Annotated in this window: 13 protein-coding genes; 8 read left to right on the top strand and 5 right to left on the bottom strand. The window is 68.0% G+C overall.

What is annotated here, in order from left to right; translation table 11 throughout:
• The 3 genes from A5699_RS21100 to A5699_RS21090 form a co-directional block, all read right to left on the bottom strand.
• Window positions 1–788, bottom strand: a 788-nt coding sequence (locus A5699_RS21100) for a DUF222 domain-containing protein (protein WP_157561374.1), incomplete at its 3' end; no start/stop codon positions are given.
• Between the two features lie 48 nt (window positions 789–836).
• Window positions 837–4,004, bottom strand: coding sequence for an adenylate/guanylate cyclase domain-containing protein (locus A5699_RS21095; RefSeq protein WP_067773378.1), 3,168 nt, complete (start codon window positions 4,002–4,004; stop codon window positions 837–839).
• A gap of 146 nt (window positions 4,005–4,150) precedes the next feature.
• On the bottom strand, window positions 4,151–6,013 hold the full coding sequence (locus tag A5699_RS21090) for an NAD(P)/FAD-dependent oxidoreductase (RefSeq protein WP_067773375.1): 1,863 nt from the start codon (window positions 6,011–6,013) through the stop codon (window positions 4,151–4,153).
• Window positions 6,014–6,116: 103 nt separating this feature from the next.
• Here A5699_RS21090 and A5699_RS21085 point away from each other — a divergent pair, with 103 nt between their 5' ends.
• Genes A5699_RS21085 through A5699_RS21075 form a run of 3 tightly spaced genes read left to right on the top strand, consistent with a single transcriptional unit; the run spans window position 6,117 to window position 9,177 of the window.
• Window positions 6,117–7,397, top strand: a complete 1,281-nt coding sequence (locus A5699_RS21085; protein ID WP_067773371.1) for a GAF domain-containing protein — start codon at window positions 6,117–6,119, stop codon at window positions 7,395–7,397.
• Between the two features lie 4 nt (window positions 7,398–7,401).
• On the top strand, window positions 7,402–8,532 hold the full coding sequence (locus A5699_RS21080) for an adenylate/guanylate cyclase domain-containing protein (RefSeq protein ID WP_067773386.1): 1,131 nt from the start codon (window positions 7,402–7,404) through the stop codon (window positions 8,530–8,532).
• A 33-nt stretch (window positions 8,533–8,565) separates the two neighbouring features.
• Window positions 8,566–9,177, top strand: a complete 612-nt coding sequence (locus A5699_RS21075) for a DUF305 domain-containing protein (protein ID WP_067773368.1) — start codon at window positions 8,566–8,568, stop codon at window positions 9,175–9,177.
• A gap of 16 nt (window positions 9,178–9,193) precedes the next feature.
• Here the strand turns inward: A5699_RS21075 and A5699_RS21070 are convergent, their stop codons facing one another.
• Complete coding sequence (locus A5699_RS21070) at window positions 9,194–10,288, bottom strand: cell wall metabolism sensor histidine kinase WalK (RefSeq protein ID WP_067773365.1); 1,095 nt, start codon at window positions 10,286–10,288, stop codon at window positions 9,194–9,196.
• Complete coding sequence (locus tag A5699_RS21065) at window positions 10,285–10,998, bottom strand: response regulator transcription factor (protein ID WP_067773362.1); 714 nt, start codon at window positions 10,996–10,998, stop codon at window positions 10,285–10,287. The genes A5699_RS21070 and A5699_RS21065 overlap by 4 nt, the downstream gene beginning before the upstream one ends.
• A 102-nt stretch (window positions 10,999–11,100) precedes the next feature.
• Between A5699_RS21065 and A5699_RS21060 the strand changes: the two genes are divergently transcribed.
• The 5 genes from A5699_RS21060 to A5699_RS21040 form a co-directional block, all read left to right on the top strand.
• Window positions 11,101–11,307, top strand: coding sequence for a heavy-metal-associated domain-containing protein (locus A5699_RS21060; protein ID WP_067773360.1), 207 nt, complete (start codon window positions 11,101–11,103; stop codon window positions 11,305–11,307).
• 13 nt (window positions 11,308–11,320) lie between these two features.
• Window positions 11,321–12,145: a hypothetical protein gene (locus A5699_RS21055; protein ID WP_067773357.1), complete on the top strand. Its 825-nt coding sequence runs from the start codon at window positions 11,321–11,323 to the stop codon at window positions 12,143–12,145.
• Window positions 12,142–14,358, top strand: coding sequence for a cation-translocating P-type ATPase (locus A5699_RS21050; protein ID WP_067773354.1), 2,217 nt, complete (start codon window positions 12,142–12,144; stop codon window positions 14,356–14,358). Before A5699_RS21055 ends, A5699_RS21050 begins: the two co-directional genes overlap by 4 nt.
• On the top strand, window positions 14,355–14,741 hold the full coding sequence (locus A5699_RS21045) for a hypothetical protein (RefSeq protein WP_082957813.1): 387 nt from the start codon (window positions 14,355–14,357) through the stop codon (window positions 14,739–14,741). The genes A5699_RS21050 and A5699_RS21045 overlap by 4 nt, the downstream gene beginning before the upstream one ends.
• A gap of 101 nt (window positions 14,742–14,842) precedes the next feature.
• The coding region (locus A5699_RS21040) for a PLP-dependent cysteine synthase family protein (protein ID WP_067773380.1) at window positions 14,843–15,923 on the top strand (1,081 nt) is incomplete at its 3' end.

Genomic DNA, 15,923 nt, shown 5'->3' with positions numbered 1-15,923 from the left:
TCGAGGGTGGCTTGCTCAGCCAGCAGATGCACCACCGCGGCATCGGCAGCAGCCCGGGTGCCTGCTGCCGGGCAGTCCGGGGTGCGGCACAGGCACGGCAGGTGGTCTTGCAGTCGGGCCAACGCCCCGGCGGCATCAGCACGGCGCTGATCCAGTGTGCGGGGATCATCAGGGCAGACGGTGGCGGCCAGGGCGTCGAGGCGTTGATCGAGAGCGGCGGCATCCCCGACCCGTAGATTGCCCCACACCGTCGCCATGCCCGGGATGGTGCCGGCCTCGACGCTGAAATGCCGGCCCTCATCGATCTGTGGGGGTACGCGTTCACCGTGGGGGTCCAGCCGTGCTACCCATTGATCGATGCGGTCACGCAGTTTGCGTTTCGATAGCCGCATCCAGGTTCCGGCGCGGGCGGCCAGGGCTTCGTCGACAGCGGCCCAGGCGGTGGGGTCGACGGTGTCGGTGCGGTTGATGATGGCCAACACCATGCGCATGTCGATGGCCCCGGAGGCGAACAGGGCCGCGACCTGGGGAAGCCGGTCACGCAACACGCGGGCGTGGCGGATCTGTTCACCGGCGCGGTGGCGGCTGATGTTCAACGCCGCGGAGATTTCGGCGGCGACCGCTTCGAACGGGTCGGTGCGCCAGTACACCGTCTCGGCCAGTTCGCGTTCGCGGCGGGTGTCCAACGCACCGATGGCGGCCAGCCGCGCGGCGATCGCCGCGGATTCTGCCCGCGCCGCAGCGCTCATCGCGTCGATGAGAGCGGCATCAGAATCAGTGTCGAACACATGTTCGATTATGCCACCACCGACCGACAACCACAGGCGTTTTCCGCATCACGGCAGCGCCGCCGCCAGTGCCATGTGCCCTTCGAAGCCGAGCCGGGTGGCCAGTTGGCGGTACTCGTCGCGCAGCGCCCGATAGGACACGTCCTCGCCTTTGGCGTGGGCGATCAGTGCACGGACCCGCAAAAGCGTGATGTCGCGAAGGACCAGGCCGTCCTCGGCCGGAACCGCCGCCAATCTGGCGATCGCGGCCTCGGCCTCGGCCACGTCGCCGACCACGCCGCGGTCCAGCAGGGCCTCGGCCAGGATGCCCGTCGCCAAGATGTTGTACGCGAGCTGCCCGCTGTGGAAGACGTCGTCGATCGCCTGGCGCAGGACCCGGATGGCGCCGGTCCGGTCGCCGCGCCTGGCGCGCTCACGTGCGGTGTAGACGTCGATACCGACCAGTTCGGACAGGTAGAACCGTCCACTGAGGCACATTTGCCGGGCCTGGCCCAGGATCGTCAGCCCCCGCTCCCGGTCCGCGGGCGAGTCCCGGTTCAGCAGGGCATATCCCATGGTCACCCGCGCGAGACCGAGCGCGATCTCGTCGCCGGCACCTTCGGTGGTCTGAAGCGCCCCATCGATGTCGGCCAATGCCTCGTCGCTGGCCAGCAGCACTCCGGAGGATACCGTGGTGAAGTAGGTCCACGTGATGACCAGTGCATAGGTGAACTTGTCGGTGTTGCGGGCCATCGCCAGGGCGTGGTCGCGGTCGGCGCGCCAACCATCAAGGCCCAGTGCCCATTTGGCGATACTTCGCCCCGCGAAGGCGACTGCCAGCGGTGAGCCCACGATGAAGTTGCCCATGGTGGGGTCACCGTCGGCCAACTCGATCGCCATCTGCGACCAGCGCAGCACCTCACCCATCTCACCGCTCTCGATCTTGAGCGAGATCGGCGACACCGACAATCCGACCGTGAGCGCGGGATCGCCGATGGATTCGATCAGCGTCATGTGCTCGGAAACCTGCTGTGAGGCATCGCGGACCCGGCCGTGCAGCATCAGCTCCCCGGTCAGCCCGGCCATGCCGATCGCGAGGGACGCTTTGTCCCCGGCGGCTTCGCAGAGCTCGCGCAGTTCCTCGAACCGGGCCCCGGAGATGCTGACCTCGCTCCGGAATCCGTTGCCGCAGACCAAGGTACGAGGAGCGATCCTCATCGCCGGCCGGTCGGGATCGTCGGCGGGCAATCGATCGGCAACCTGACGGGCCCGTTCCCAGCACACCTGGGCCGCGGCGGCGTCGCGGGAATGTGCCCATGCTCCCGCCCGCATGTGCCAGTCGTACGCCGCGTGCAGATCGCCGGCCGCCTCCAGGTGTTCGGCGATCAGTGCCGCATTCTCGTCAGCCAGTGCGGGTTCGCGGGTCACGATGGCCTCGGCCAGGCGTCGATGCAGTTCTGTGCGGTCGGACTTGAGCTGCGATTCGTAGGCGACGGTGCGCACCATCGGGTGACTGAAGGCATATTCGGCGTGCGGTGTGTACTGCACCTGGTCGATCAGGTCGGCCTCGATCAGCTCCTCGAACGTCGGCTCGGTGTCCAGGCAGGCCAGCAAGCCGGCGTTGAACCGGGTTCCGATGACGGCGGCGGCGCTCAGCGTTCGTTTGGCCGCCGGGTCGAGCCGGTCGATACGCGCGGCGATGGTGGCGTGCAGGGTGGCCGGCACGCTGACCCGCTCCTGCCGGTCGCACAAGACGTAGGCGCCCGGTTCGCCCTGAATCAGGCCACGTTCGGCGAGGTCGCGCACGATCTCCAGGGCGAAGTAGGGATTGCCGGCGGCGCGTCGGGTGATGGTGGCGGCAAGGGCGGCGACCCCGTCGCCGGTTCCGAGGAGTTCGCTGATCAACGTGGACGTCTCGGAATCATCCAGCGGGGCCAGCACTATCGTCTGCGCGCCGTGGACCCGGGTCAGGGCGCCGTGGTATTCGGGCCGGTAGGTGATCGCGACGAGGGACGGCGTCCGCGGGGTGACCGACAGGAAGTCGTACAGCATCGATTCGCTGACGCCGTCGATCCAGTGGGCGTCCTCGACGACGTATACCGCGGGCGTGGTCCGCGCCAGCGATGCCGCATTGACCAGGGTGGTCAGCCGCCTCCGCCGGGCATCGGGGTCGATCGTCGGCAGCACCACGTCGGGGTCGGCGATGCCGAGCAGGTCGTCGAGCAGCATCAGGTTCTGTGGGTCGTCGTCGGGCACCTGGGCTCGGAGCTTGGCGCGCGCCGCCTGCCGATCCAGGTCGGCCACGCCGAAGCCGGCTCGCAGCAGACCGGCGATGGCATGGAACGGGATCTCGCTGGTGTGGGACTCGCAGAATGTCGAGTGCACCGGGACACCTCGGGCGACTGCCTTCGCCGCGAGCTCGCTGACCAGCCGGCTCTTGCCCAGGCCGGGGCCGCCGGCGAGCAGGATGATGCTGCCGTGGCCGTCGATCGAGCGCTCCAGGATGCCTTCGACCGCGGACAGCTCCCAACCACGGCCGACCAGCGTCGAGCCGCCCGCATTCAGCAGGTTGTGAGTGGTGTTCATCTCCAGTAGGCGCCGTGCCCGGATCGGCTGATCGGCGCCCTTGACCTGCACCATCTCCGGATCGCCCAACCGCATGGAATCTTCGACGAGATGCGCTGTCGATTCGGTGAGCATCACTCCACCGGGCGGGGCGACGGACTCCATGCGTTGCGCCATCCCCACGTGCTCACCGATTGCGGTGTAGCTCATCGTGTCGGTGCCGACTTCACCGGTGATCACTTGACCGGAACTCAACCCGGCCCGCAATCGCAGGTCCAGGCCATCCTGGGCCTTTACCGCGATGGCCAGTTGCGCAGTCTGCTGGTGGATCTCCAGGGCCGCCAGACACGCTCTGAAAGCGTGGTCTTCCAAGGCAACCGGCGCTCCGAAGATGGCCATGATGCCGTCGCCGGTGAACTTGTCCACGGTGCCGCCATAGCGGCGGACCACCGCGGCGGAGCGGTTGAACAGGTCGCTCATGATCTCGCGGAGTCGTTCGGCACCCAGGGTCGAGGCGATGTCCATGGACCGCACGACGTCGGCGAACAGGACGGTGACCTGCTTGTATTCGGCACCGGGGGAGGGTGTGACGGGTGCGCCGCACGCGTCGCAGTACCGGGCCCCTGCCCGCGGCTGGGTACCGCATGCCCGGCATGTCGCAGTTGCCGTCATCTGAAGCCCCCGGCCATCGGAGAACCTGCTGCAACGAGGATAGAACGCAGCAACCGCCAAAGACAGGGGCCGAGCCCGGATACGCCGACGCGGGCGCCCCGAACGGGTGGGGGGTGGATCACGTTCGGGGCGCCATGTCGTCGGTCTCAGCTCAGGTGATGGACCTCCTGCAGGCCGTACACCGGCGTTGCCAGGCCCTCGTACCGGGCCTTGAGCTGCAACGCCAAATACAGTGAGTAGTGCCGGGATTGGTGGAGATTGCCACCGTGCAGCCAGAGATTGGGCTGTTGGGTGGGCTTCCACATGTTGCGTTGTTCGCCTTCCCACGGTCCGGGATCTTTGGCGGTGCCCGAGCCCAGGCCCCACACCTTGCCGATCCGGTCGGCGACCTCCTGGCTGATCAGGTCGGCCGCCCAGCCGTTCATCGAACCGAAGCCGGTGGCGTACACCACCACATCGGCGGGCAGCTCGGTGCCGTCGGCCAGGATCACCGAGTCCTCGGTGAGGCGGTCCACCTCGCCGTGGGCAAGTTTGATGCTGCCGTCGGCAATCAAATCGCAGGCACCGACGTCGATGTAGTAGCCCGATCCGCGGCGCAGGTATTTCATGAACAGTCCGGAATCGTCGTCGCCGAAGTCCAGTTCGAAACCGGCGGCCTCCAGGCGCGCGTAGAAATCCTTGTCGCGCAGTCGGATTGCATCGTAGATCGGCCGCTGGAAGTCGGCCATGATGGCATACGGCAGTGACGCGAAGGTGAGATCGGCCTTCTCGGTGGTCATTCCGGACGCCACGGCCCGCTCCGAGTACAGGTCGCCCAGACCCAGCTCCATCAGCGAATCGGATTTGACGACGTGCGTCGAGGACCGCTGCACCATCGTGACGTCGACGTCGTTCTCGTACAACGCTTTACAGATGTCGTGTGCAGAGTTGTTGGAGCCGATCACCACGGCGCGCTTGCCCACATAGCGGTCCGGGCCGGGGTGGTGGCTGGAATGGTGTTGTTCGCCCCGGAACACGTTCTGGCCGGGCAGGGCCGGGATGTTCGGCTTGCCCGACATCCCGGTGGCCAGCACCAGGTGCACCGGACGCAGGGTGACCCGGGTGCCGGCCCGGTCGACCTCGACCGTCCAGCGACCTTCGGCGTCGTCGTAGGACGCCGACACGCAGGTGGTCGAACTCCAGTAGGGCACCTCCATGACCCGGGTGTAGAACTCCAGCCAGTCACCGATCTTGTCTTTGGGTGCGAATACCGGCCAGTTCGGTGGGAACGGCAGGTAGGGCAGGTGGTCGTACCAGACCGGGTCGTGTAGGCACAGGGACTTGTAACGCTTGCGCCACTGGTCACCGGGCCGCTCGTGGCGGTCGACGACGATGCTGGGCACGCCGAGTTGGCGTAGCCGTGCACCAAGCGCGATCCCGCCCTGACCCCCGCCGATCACCAGGATGTAGGGCTGCTCGGAGTAGCCGAGCGTGAGTTCTTCGTCGAGGCGTTTCTCGGCCCAGGACCGGGTGTCGGGGTCGGAGCCGTGTACCGCGCCCATCGGTCGGGTGGCGCCTCTGCGTTCCTCGTGGCCCTTGAGTTCCTGAAGCGTGGTGAGCAGGGTCCACGCTTTGCTCCCCTCGGCGTCGTCGCGCAGACGCAGGTGCCCCTTGCCGCGGCCCAGCGCGGTCTCGAACTCGATGAATGCCGAGGTCACCACTGCATCCCCGACGAAGTCCTCGGTCGGGGTCTCCGCGGTCCGGAAACCTGAGGGGTCGGTGTCGTGCAGGCGCGACGACAGCATGTCGGCGATGCCGTCGCGTCCTTCGAGGGTCTTGATGTTCCAGGTGAACGCGACCAAATCCCGCCAGAAGCTGTCGATCGCGAACTTCGCCACGACGCGGGAAACGTCCCGGTCGGCGAGGGCGGACTCGAAGTCGGCCAGCCAGGCGTCGACCCGTTCCTGCGGTGTCAATGTGGTCGACGTGGTCGTCGACGTGGTCGGCGGTGCGGCGGTGGTCTGCGTCATGTGGCCCAGCCCACACCTTGGCCACGGGGTGCGACAAGGGTTGCACGGGGTTGCAGTGGGCCGCCGTGGCGCCCCAATGTGATGTGGAGCACAATCGGCGGTGATGGCCGGTTCGTCGATTCCTGAGCCCGCGGTGTCCTCCGGTGAGGATCCGCGGCGCTACGCCATGCTTTTGTCCGCCGTCTACGACGCCACCATGTCTGGTGACCGGGCCCCCGCGCGTCCCCGCCGGGTGATCGAGGACTCGTGGAACAGATTGCGGGCCAAGGGGATCGATCCGGATCAGCACATGCCGCCACGCGTCGAGACCGCGGGTCTGGACTTGCTCAGGCAGCAGTCGGGGCTGATCGCGGTGCTCGACGACGTCACCCGCGGGCTCGAATCGGTGATCGACGAGGGCGACAACATCCTGGTGATCGCCGATGCCCGCGGCCGGGTGCTGTGGCGGTCCGGATCTCCGCGGGTGCTCGGTCTGGCCGATCGCCTGGGCTTTGTCGAAGGTGCGAGCTGGAGTGAGAACGCGGTGGGCACCAATGGCATCGGGACGGCGCTGGCCTCTCATCGTGCGGTGCAGATCTTCTCCGCCGAGCATTTCCTGCGCACGCACCATCCGTGGACGTGTGCCGGGGCGCCGATCCGTGATCCACGCACTTCTCAGGTGATCGGAATCGTCGACGTCTCGGGACCGGCCGCGACGGTGCATCCGACCACGGTGGCCCTGGTGGACCTGGTGGCGCGGTTGGCCGAATCCCAGCTGCGGGAAGCGCATGACCGTACGTTGAACGTGCTTCGTGCGGTGGCGGCACCCATCCTGGCCCGGGTGGGCGGCCCGGCGCTCGCGGTCGATTCCGAGGGTTGGGTCACGGCGGTGGCCTCCCTGCCGCTGCACAACCGAATCCTGTTGCCCGAAAGCGGTTTACCTGGACGGGTCTGGGTGCCGCCACTGGGGATGTGCGATGTGGAACCGTTGCCGGGCGGTTGGCTGGTCCGAGCGGCCGAGGACACCGATACTGCTGCGACCCCGTCGCGGGTGACCCTCGATCTGCGCGAAGGTGAACCCGCACTGGAGATGACCGGACAGTTCGGCAACTGGCGGCGCAGCATCTCCAGTCGCCACGCCGAGATCCTGTTGGTGCTGGCGACCAGCGAGCAGGGCCGCTCCGCGCCGGAGCTGGCCGAGGATCTCTACGGCGACCGGTCCAGGGTGGTGACGGTGCGAGCCGAGATGTCGCGGCTGCGTAAGCAGTTCGCCGGCCTGGTGGCAGGCAAGCCCTACCGGTTCGGGGAGTCGGTCGTCGTCGACGTCCGGTACCCACAGGACATGTCGGCACTGTTGGCCTCGTCGACAGCTCCGGCGATTCACGCGGTGCGCGGTATACCTTGACGTGATGGTGGCGGATCCGACGCTTCTGGATGGTCTCGACGGCGAGGCCGGCGCACAGCGCGCCGAGTTGGTCGAATGGCTGTTGGACCGCGGCATCACCGCTGATCAGATTCGTCAGGCCGTGACCCCGCTGTTGCTGGCGTCGCGGCGGGTGGCCGGTGACGACGGCACATATGTCTCGACCCGCGAGATCAGCGAGCAGACCGGGTTGGACGTCGACCTGGTGCAGCGGCTGCAACGGGCGATGGGGTTGGCCACCGTCGACGATGTGGATGCCGCGGTGTTGTTGCGGGCCGACGCCGAGGCCGTCGGGTTCGCCGAACGTTTCCTGGAACTGGGGATCGATCCGGATCAGGTCGTGTTGATCACGCGGGTGCTGGCCGAGGGGCTCAGCCGGGCCGCCGAGGTGATGCGGTACGCCGCGCTGGCGGCCGTGTTGACTCCCGGGGCGACCGAATTGGAGACGGCCAAGGCCAGCGAGGCGCTGGTGGCCGAGGCGGCCCCGCTGATCGGGCCGATGATCCGCGACATGCTGTTCGTTCAGCTGCGCCACGCCATGGAGACCGAGGCGGTCAGCGCCTCCGAGCGGGCCGAAGGCGTTCCGTTGCCGGGTGCGCGCGTCGTCACCATCGCGTTCGCCGACATCGTCGGTTTCACCCGGTTGGGTGAGGTGGTGCCGCCTGAAGACCTGGAGCGCCTGGCCAATCGGCTGGCCGACGCGGCACGTGAGGTGGCGGTGGTCCCGGTGCGGCTGATCAAGACGATCGGCGACGCGGTGATGCTCGTCAGCCCCGATCCGGCGGCGCTGCTGGATGCGGTTCTGCAGTTGGTGGCCGCCACCGAAACCGACGAGGACTTCCCGCGCCTGCGGGTAGGCCTGGCCACCGGGCCGGCCGTGTGCCGGGCGGGTGACTGGTTCGGAAGTTCGGTGAACCTGGCCAGCCGGGTGACGGGGGCGGCGCGGGCTGGGACGGTGTTGGTGTCCGAGTCCACGCGTGCCGCGATCGTCGAGGCCGGCGATGACCGGTTCCGCTGGTCGTTCGCCGGGGCCAGGCATCTCAAGGGAGTCAAAAGTGACGTCAAACTCTTCCGGGCCCGCACGTCGGGCTTTATCGAATCTTCATCGAACGACTAGGGCGGCCACATCGATCATCGGCAAGCTGGAGACATGACGAAACTGATGATGCTGAGCGCCGGAGCGGCAGTGGCGACCGCCCTCCTCGCCGGTTGTAGCAACGAGACTTCCGACGGGACGGCCGGTCAAGAGACGAACCCCACGACCTCGTCGGTGATCAGTTCCCAGGCGCCCACCGAGACCCACAACGATGCCGATGTGATGTTCGCCCAGCACATGATTCCGCATCATCAGCAGGCGGTCGAGATGAGCGACGTGCTGCTGGCCAAGCCGGACATCGATGCTCAGGTGCGCGATCTGGCCACTCAGATCAAGGACGCCCAGGCGCCTGAGATCGCACAGATGCAGGACTGGTTGACGCAGTGGGGCAACCCGCCGATGCCGCCGATGGACCACGGCGACATGGGGCACATGCAGGGCATGGTCTCGGAGGCTGACATGACGGCGTTGCGCGAGGCGCAGGGCGTCGAGGCGGCCAAGCTGTTCCTGACGCACATGATCGCCCACCACGAGGGGGCGATCACCATGGCCAAGGACGAGATCCGCGATGGCAAGAACCCGGCCGCCCTCGAGTTGGCCCGCACCATCGTGAGCACCCAGCAGCAGGAGATCGACGCCATGAAGCAGAAGCTGGCGGCGCTCTGACCTGTCTATCCCGCCTCTATCCCGCGGGCAGGGTGATCGTGAACGTCGTCGGAGTGCCGGGGCGGCTCGTCACGGCGATCTGGCCGCGATGCGCCTCGACCAGGGCCTTCACGATCGCCAGTCCGATGCCGGCACCGCCGTGGTCGCGGTCGCGGGCGGTGTCGGCCCGGTAGAACCGCTCGAAGACATGGGGCAGGTGTTCGGCCGGGATGCCGTCGCCGGTGTCGGTGACGGTCACCGTGACGGTGCCGGTCTCGATGCCGGTGCGGGCCTCAATGGTCACCCGGCCCCCGGCGGGGGTGTGGCGCAGCGCGTTGGCGAGCAGGTTGCCCAGGATCTGGGCCAGCCGGTGCGGATCGGCCCATAGCGGTGGCAGCTCCTCGGGCACCCGCCAGTCCAGCGTCACGCCCTTGGCGTCGAACCGGTCTCGGGCTGCCGCCACCGCGTCGGTCACCACCGCGGCCACCCGGACCGGGGCCGGGGTGAGCGTGGTCTGCGTTTCCTCGGCCTGAGCCAGGGCAGCCGCGTCGCCGGCGAACCGGACCAGTCGGTGGGTCTGTTGGCGCAGCATCGAGACGGTCTCGGGATCGAGGGTCCGCACCCCGTCCTCGATCGCCTCGAAGTACGCCTCCAAGACCGAGACCGGAGTGCGGATTTCGTGGGCCAGGTCGCTGAACAGCCGGCGACGGCCGGCATCGACGGCCTCGAGCTGCGCCGCCATCTGGTTGAAAGACCTTGCCAGGGAATCGAAATCGTCCCCGAGATCCGCCGGTGGGACCCGGGAGTCGTAGTGACCGTCGGCGATGGCGGTGGCCGCCCGGGCCACCTCGGTCAGCGAGCGTTGCAGCCGTCGGCCGACGTACCAGGTGACGATCAGGGCGGCCAGTGTTGCCACGCACAGCGCCACCGCGATCGAGATCATGGTGGCGTAGACGTAGGCCTCTTCGGCGTGCATCTGCTCGGCCGAGTCGCCGGACACCCCGGCCCGGTGCAGATGTTCGCGGAACAGCGGCGGCCCGACCACGGCTGCGACGAGGCCGGTGGTACCGGCACCGGCGGCCAGCACCAGGGCTTGGGCCGAGAGCAGTCGGGTGCGCAGGCCGGCGCTCACCGTCGGGCCTTTCGTCCGGTGCCCATGCGGTAACCGACCCCGCGCACGGTGTTCACATACAGCGGATCGGCCGGGTCGTCGCCGAGTTTTCGGCGGAGGTGCCCGATATGGACATCGACGAGGTGTTCGTTGCCCACGTAGCTTGGCTCCCAGACGGATTCGAGTATCTGACGACGGGTCAGGGCCACGCCGGGACGGGCGGACAGGGCTGCCAGTACGTCGAACTCGGTGCGGGTCAGCATGATCGGCTCCTCGCCGAGGAACACCTGGCGCCCGTCGACGTCGATGCGCAGCGCGCCGAACACCCGTCCGTCGACCGGCCCGGCACCAGTGCGCGGCCGGCGCAGCATCGCGCGGATCCGGGCGACGAGCTCGCGCGGGCTGAACGGTTTGGTCATGTAGTCGTCGGCGCCCACCGCCAGGCCGACGATGGTGTCCATCTCCGTGTCGCGTGCGGTGAGCATCACCACGTAGGCGTCGGAAAAGGTGCGCAGTTGACGGCAGGCTTCCACGCCGTCGATTCCGGGTAGACCGAGATCGAGGACCACCACGTCAGGGTCAACCTCACGGGCCAGCCGGACGGCCTCGGACCCGTCGTGGGCGAGGGTGACGTCGAAATGTTCGCGGGCGAGATAGCTGCCGACGACCGCGGCGAGTGCGGCTTCGTCGTCGACGACCAGGGCGCGGTAGCCGACGGCATTGTGCTCCATGTGCCCATAGTGCAGCAGGCGGAATGGGAGGCCGTGACTGCCATACCCTAGGGGGGTATAGTATGAGCCAGGAACCGCAACCCGATCTGGAGGAGACCTTCGATGAGCACCCAAACCGTCACCGTTACCGGCATGACCTGCGGGCACTGTGCCACCTCGGTGCGGGAAGAGGTGGGCGCCCTGCCCGGTGTGCAGGCGGTCGAGGTCGATCTGTCGACCGGTCTGGTGACCATCGACAGTGAAACTCGCCTCGATCCAGCCGCGATCAACGACGCGGTCGCCGAGGCCGGCTACGCCGTCGCGGGGTGAGTGGGGCTTCGTCATGAGTGCACCGCAGAAGCTCATCGGGTTCGTCGTGGGGCTGGCCGTGGTGTTCGCCGTGGCCTTCGGGATCGGCTCGGCAGTGACGCCGCGCAGCGCGCCCGCGGCAAGCCATGCCGGCCACGACGCCGGCCACGACGCGGGGTACACGCTGCGACTCGACGAGGCCGAATTGCCCTCCGGCGCTGCGGTACCACTGCGGTTTCGCATCGCCGACGCCACCGGCGCGCCGTTGACCGATTACGTCGAGAGTCATGATGAACTGCTGCATCTGATCGTGGTGCGCCACGATCTGGCCGACTATCAGCATGTCCATCCGGTGCTCGACGACGCGGGCACCTGGAGTGTCCCGCTGGACCTGTCCAAGCCCGGCGATTACCGGGTGTTCGCGGATTTCGTTCCGGCCGACGGTGATCCGGTCACGTTGGACGCCGACATGCGGGTCGCCGGGACATATCTGCCACAGCCGTTGCCCGCACCGTCGGACACCGCGACCGTCGATGGGTACACCGTCACGCTTTCTGGTGTGGCCAAGGCCGGGCAGGAGTCGGAGGTGGTGTTGTCGGTGAGCCGCGACGGTAATCCCGTCACCGATCTGCAGCCGTACCTGGGCGCCTACGGTCACCTGGTCGCCGTGCGCGCGTCGGATCTGGCCTATCTGCACGTCCATCCGATGAGTGACGCGGCCGATCCGGGCACCGCGTCGGGGCCCCAGATCGCCTTCCACACCACGCTTCCGAGCGCCGGCGCGTACCGGATGTTCCTGGATTTCAAGCATCGCGATGCGGTGCATACCGCCGAATTCACCGTTGAGGGGGCGCCATGAGTACCGCCACAGGACACGTCGAACTCGAGATCGGTGGAATGACCTGCGCCTCGTGCGCCGCCCGCATCGAGCGCAAACTCAACAAGCTCGACGGTGTCACCGCGACCGTGAACTACGCGACCGAGAAGGCCAGTGTCGACGTTGCCGGTGAGGTGACGCCCGAGCAGCTGATCGAGGCCGTCGAGACCGTGGGTTACACCGCGCAGCTGCCGGCCGCCGAAACCGCCGACGCTCGTGTCGAGGACGATCCCACCGCGGCGTTGCGCACGCGGCTGATCGTCTCGGCCGCACTGACCATCCCAGTGGTGGCCATGGCGATGGTTCCGGCGCTGCAGTTCACCAACTGGCAGTGGCTTTCGCTCACCCTGGCCGCGCCGGTCGTGGTGTGGGGCGCGCTGCCGTTCCACCGAGCGGCCTGGACGAACCTGCGCCACGGCACCGCCACGATGGACACGCTCATCTCGATGGGCACGATCGCAGCTTTCGGTTGGTCGCTGTACGCGCTGTTCTGGGGGACGGCCGGGTTACCGGGAATGACGCATCCGTTCTCGCTCGCCATCTCGCAGACCGACGGCGCGGGCAACATCTACCTTGAGGTCGCCGCCGGCGTCACCACGTTCATCCTGGCCGGCCGATACTTCGAGGCGCGGTCGAAGCGACGCGCAGGTGCGGCGCTGCGGGCCTTGCTCGAGCTGGGCGCCAAGGACGTCGCGGTCCTGAAAGACGGTGGAGAACAACGGATTCCCATCGACGCGCTGGCGGTGGGGGACGAGTTCGTGGTGCGTCCCGGCGAGAAGATCGCCACCGACGGAGAGGTGATCGACGGTTCGTCGGCCGTGGATGCGTCGATGCTGACCGGCGAATCGGTGCCCGTGGAAGTCGGTCCGGGCGATGCGGTGGTCGGTGCCACGGTGAACGTCGGTGGCCGGCTCGTGGTGCGGGCCAGGCGGATCGGCTCCGATACGCAGCTCGCACAGATGGCCCGCCTGGTCGAGGACGCGCAGTCCGGCAAGGCGCAGGCGCAGCGTCTGGCCGACAAGGTCTCGGCGGTCTTCGTGCCCATCGTGATCGCCCTGGCGGTGGGCACTCTCGGCTTCTGGCTGGGGACGGGTGGCTCGGTGGCGGCGGCCTTCACCGCCGCGGTGGCAGTGCTGATCATCGCCTGCCCGTGCGCCTTGGGCCTGGCCACGCCGACGGCACTGCTGGTCGGCACCGGCCGCGGCGCTCAGTTGGGCATCCTGATCAAGGGGCCCGAGGTGCTGGAATCCACCCGTCGGGTGGACACCGTGGTGCTCGACAAGACCGGGACGGTGACCACTGGAGCGATGACGCTGCTGGACGTGATCGTGGCGGCGGGCGAGGATCCCGCCGAGGCATTGCGGTTGGCCGGCGCCGTCGAGGACGGCTCCGAACACCCGATCGCCAAGGCCATCGCCGACGGTGCCCGCGCCAAGGTGGGTGAGCTGCCCGCGGTCGACGGTTTCGCCAACGTGGCGGGACTCGGCGTGCAGGGTGTCGTGGACGGTCACGCCCTGGTGGTGGGTCGGCCTGCCCTGCTGGCCGATTGGGGCCAGCAGCTGCCGGCGGATCTGGACACCGCGATGCGTGAGGCGCAGAGCCAGGGCCGGACCGCGATCGCCGTGGGGTGGGACGGCCACGCGCGCGCCGTTCTGGTGGTCGCCGATGCGGTCAAGCCCACGTCGAAAGAAGCGATCGGACAACTCCGCGCACTCGGTCTCGATCCGATCATGCTGACCGGTGACAACGAGGCCGCGGCTCAGGCGATCGCCGAACAGGTTGGTGTGCAAGAGGTTTACGCCGAGGTGTTGCCGCAGGACAAGGTGGACGTGATCAAGCGGCTTCAGGACGAGGGGCGCGTGGTGGCCATGGTCGGGGACGGGGTCAACGACGCCGCCGCACTGGCCCAGGCCGATCTTGGTCTGGCCATGGGCACCGGCACCGATGTCGCGATCCAGGCGAGTGATCTGACCCTGGTCCGCGGTGACCTGCGCACCGCCGCCGACGCCATTCGACTGTCGCGACGCACGTTGTCCACCATCAAGGGCAACCTGTTCTGGGCGTTCGCCTACAACGTGGCCGCGCTGCCGCTGGCCGCCGCCGGTCTGCTCAACCCGATGCTGGCCGGCGCCGCCATGGCGTTCTCGTCGGTGTTCGTGGTCAGTAACAGCCTGCGGCTGAGGCGATTCCGGTGAAACGGTTGGTGGCCCTGACGGCCATCGCCCTGTGGGCGGCAGTTCTCGCCGGGCAGTGGCAGGAGTCGAGCCACGATCACCCGGTACATCTGCCGCATGCGCTGTCTGCCGCGTTCGGTACCGGCAGCGACATGATGACGCTCGACCACGCGCACATCGGTAAGGGTTCCGTTCCCCACGTTCCGGATGGTTTCACCGCGGCGGTGCTGCCGCGCACCACGGCCGCGGCGGCCGCCCTGTCGTGGGTGGCGTTCGTCGTCGGCGGCGCGGTGATGTTCGGATGCGCCATCGTGGTGCGCTCCCAGCGCGGGCCACCGGACCGTCACGGTGTCCTCGTGGCCGGCCGAGAACTTCTACTTCGGATCTGTATCGCGCGCCGCTGATCGGCGGTGTGGGGCCAAGCGCGCCCAAAGCGCCGTGTTCCCAACGCTGCCCACATCAGTTGCCGTGTGTCCACACGGCTGGATACAGAAACGACGGATCAATGAACCATGTCCTTGCCGCCCGTTCTTTTCACCTGCTACGCCAGAACCGTGGCCCTAACACCATGGTCGGCCACACTCCGGCCCTGTGGGTTTCCGCGCCGTTCACCGATGACGGCCGCGGGTTCTGGGCCAAACTCGAAGGTTTCAACCCCGGGGGCATGAAAGACCGCCCCGCCATGCACGTGGTGGAGCAGGCCCGGGCCAGAGGTGATCTGCGGCCGGGCGGACGAATCATCGAATCGACCAGCGGCACACTGGGGTTGGGGCTGGCCTTTGCCGCGACCGTGTACCACCACCCGGTGACCCTGGTGACCGATCCGGGCCTGGAGCCCATCATCGCCCGCATGCTGGCCGCCTACGGTGCGGAGGTTTCCACCGTCACCGAACCGCATCCGACCGGTGGCTGGCAGCAGGCCCGGCGCGACCGGGTCGCCGAACTGCTCGCGACCAACGACAACGCCTGGTATCCCGACCAGTACAACAATCCCGACAACGTCGAGGCCTACCGGCCACTGGCGCTGGAACTCAACGCCCAGATCGGTCACGTCGGCGTGCTGGTCTGCTCGGTCGGGACCGGCGGCCATTCGGCCGGCGTGGCCCGAGTACTGCGTGAGCTCAACCCGACAATGCGGCTGATCGGTGTGGACACCATCGGCTCGACAATCTTCGGGCAGCCTGCCGCCACCCGCGTCATGCGGGGCTTGGGTTCGAGTATCTATCCCCGTAACGTCGACTACGGCGCATTCGACGAGGTGCACTGGGTCGCGCCGGGCGAGGCGGTGTGGGCCGCCCGCACGCTGGCGTCGACGTATTGCGCCAGCGGGGGCTGGAGCGTCGGCGCGGTCGGTCTGGTTGCGGGCTGGGCAGCGCGCAATCATCCCGCGGGCACCACGATCGCCGCGGTGTTCCCCGATGGTCCGCAGCGGTATTTCGACACGGTGTACAACGACGATTACTGCCGTGCGCTCGGCATCCTCGATCACCGTCCGGCCGACGAACCCGAGACCATCGGGCACCCCGGCGATCGGGTGGTGCAGTCGTGGACCCGTTGCGAAAACATCACCGATCCGATGGCGGTCG

Origin of the sequence: Mycobacterium sp. E802, assembly GCF_001666875.1 — a bacterium.
Lineage (GTDB): Bacteria > Actinomycetota > Actinomycetes > Mycobacteriales > Mycobacteriaceae > Mycobacterium.
This window is presented reverse-complemented; position numbering and strand designations above follow the sequence as displayed.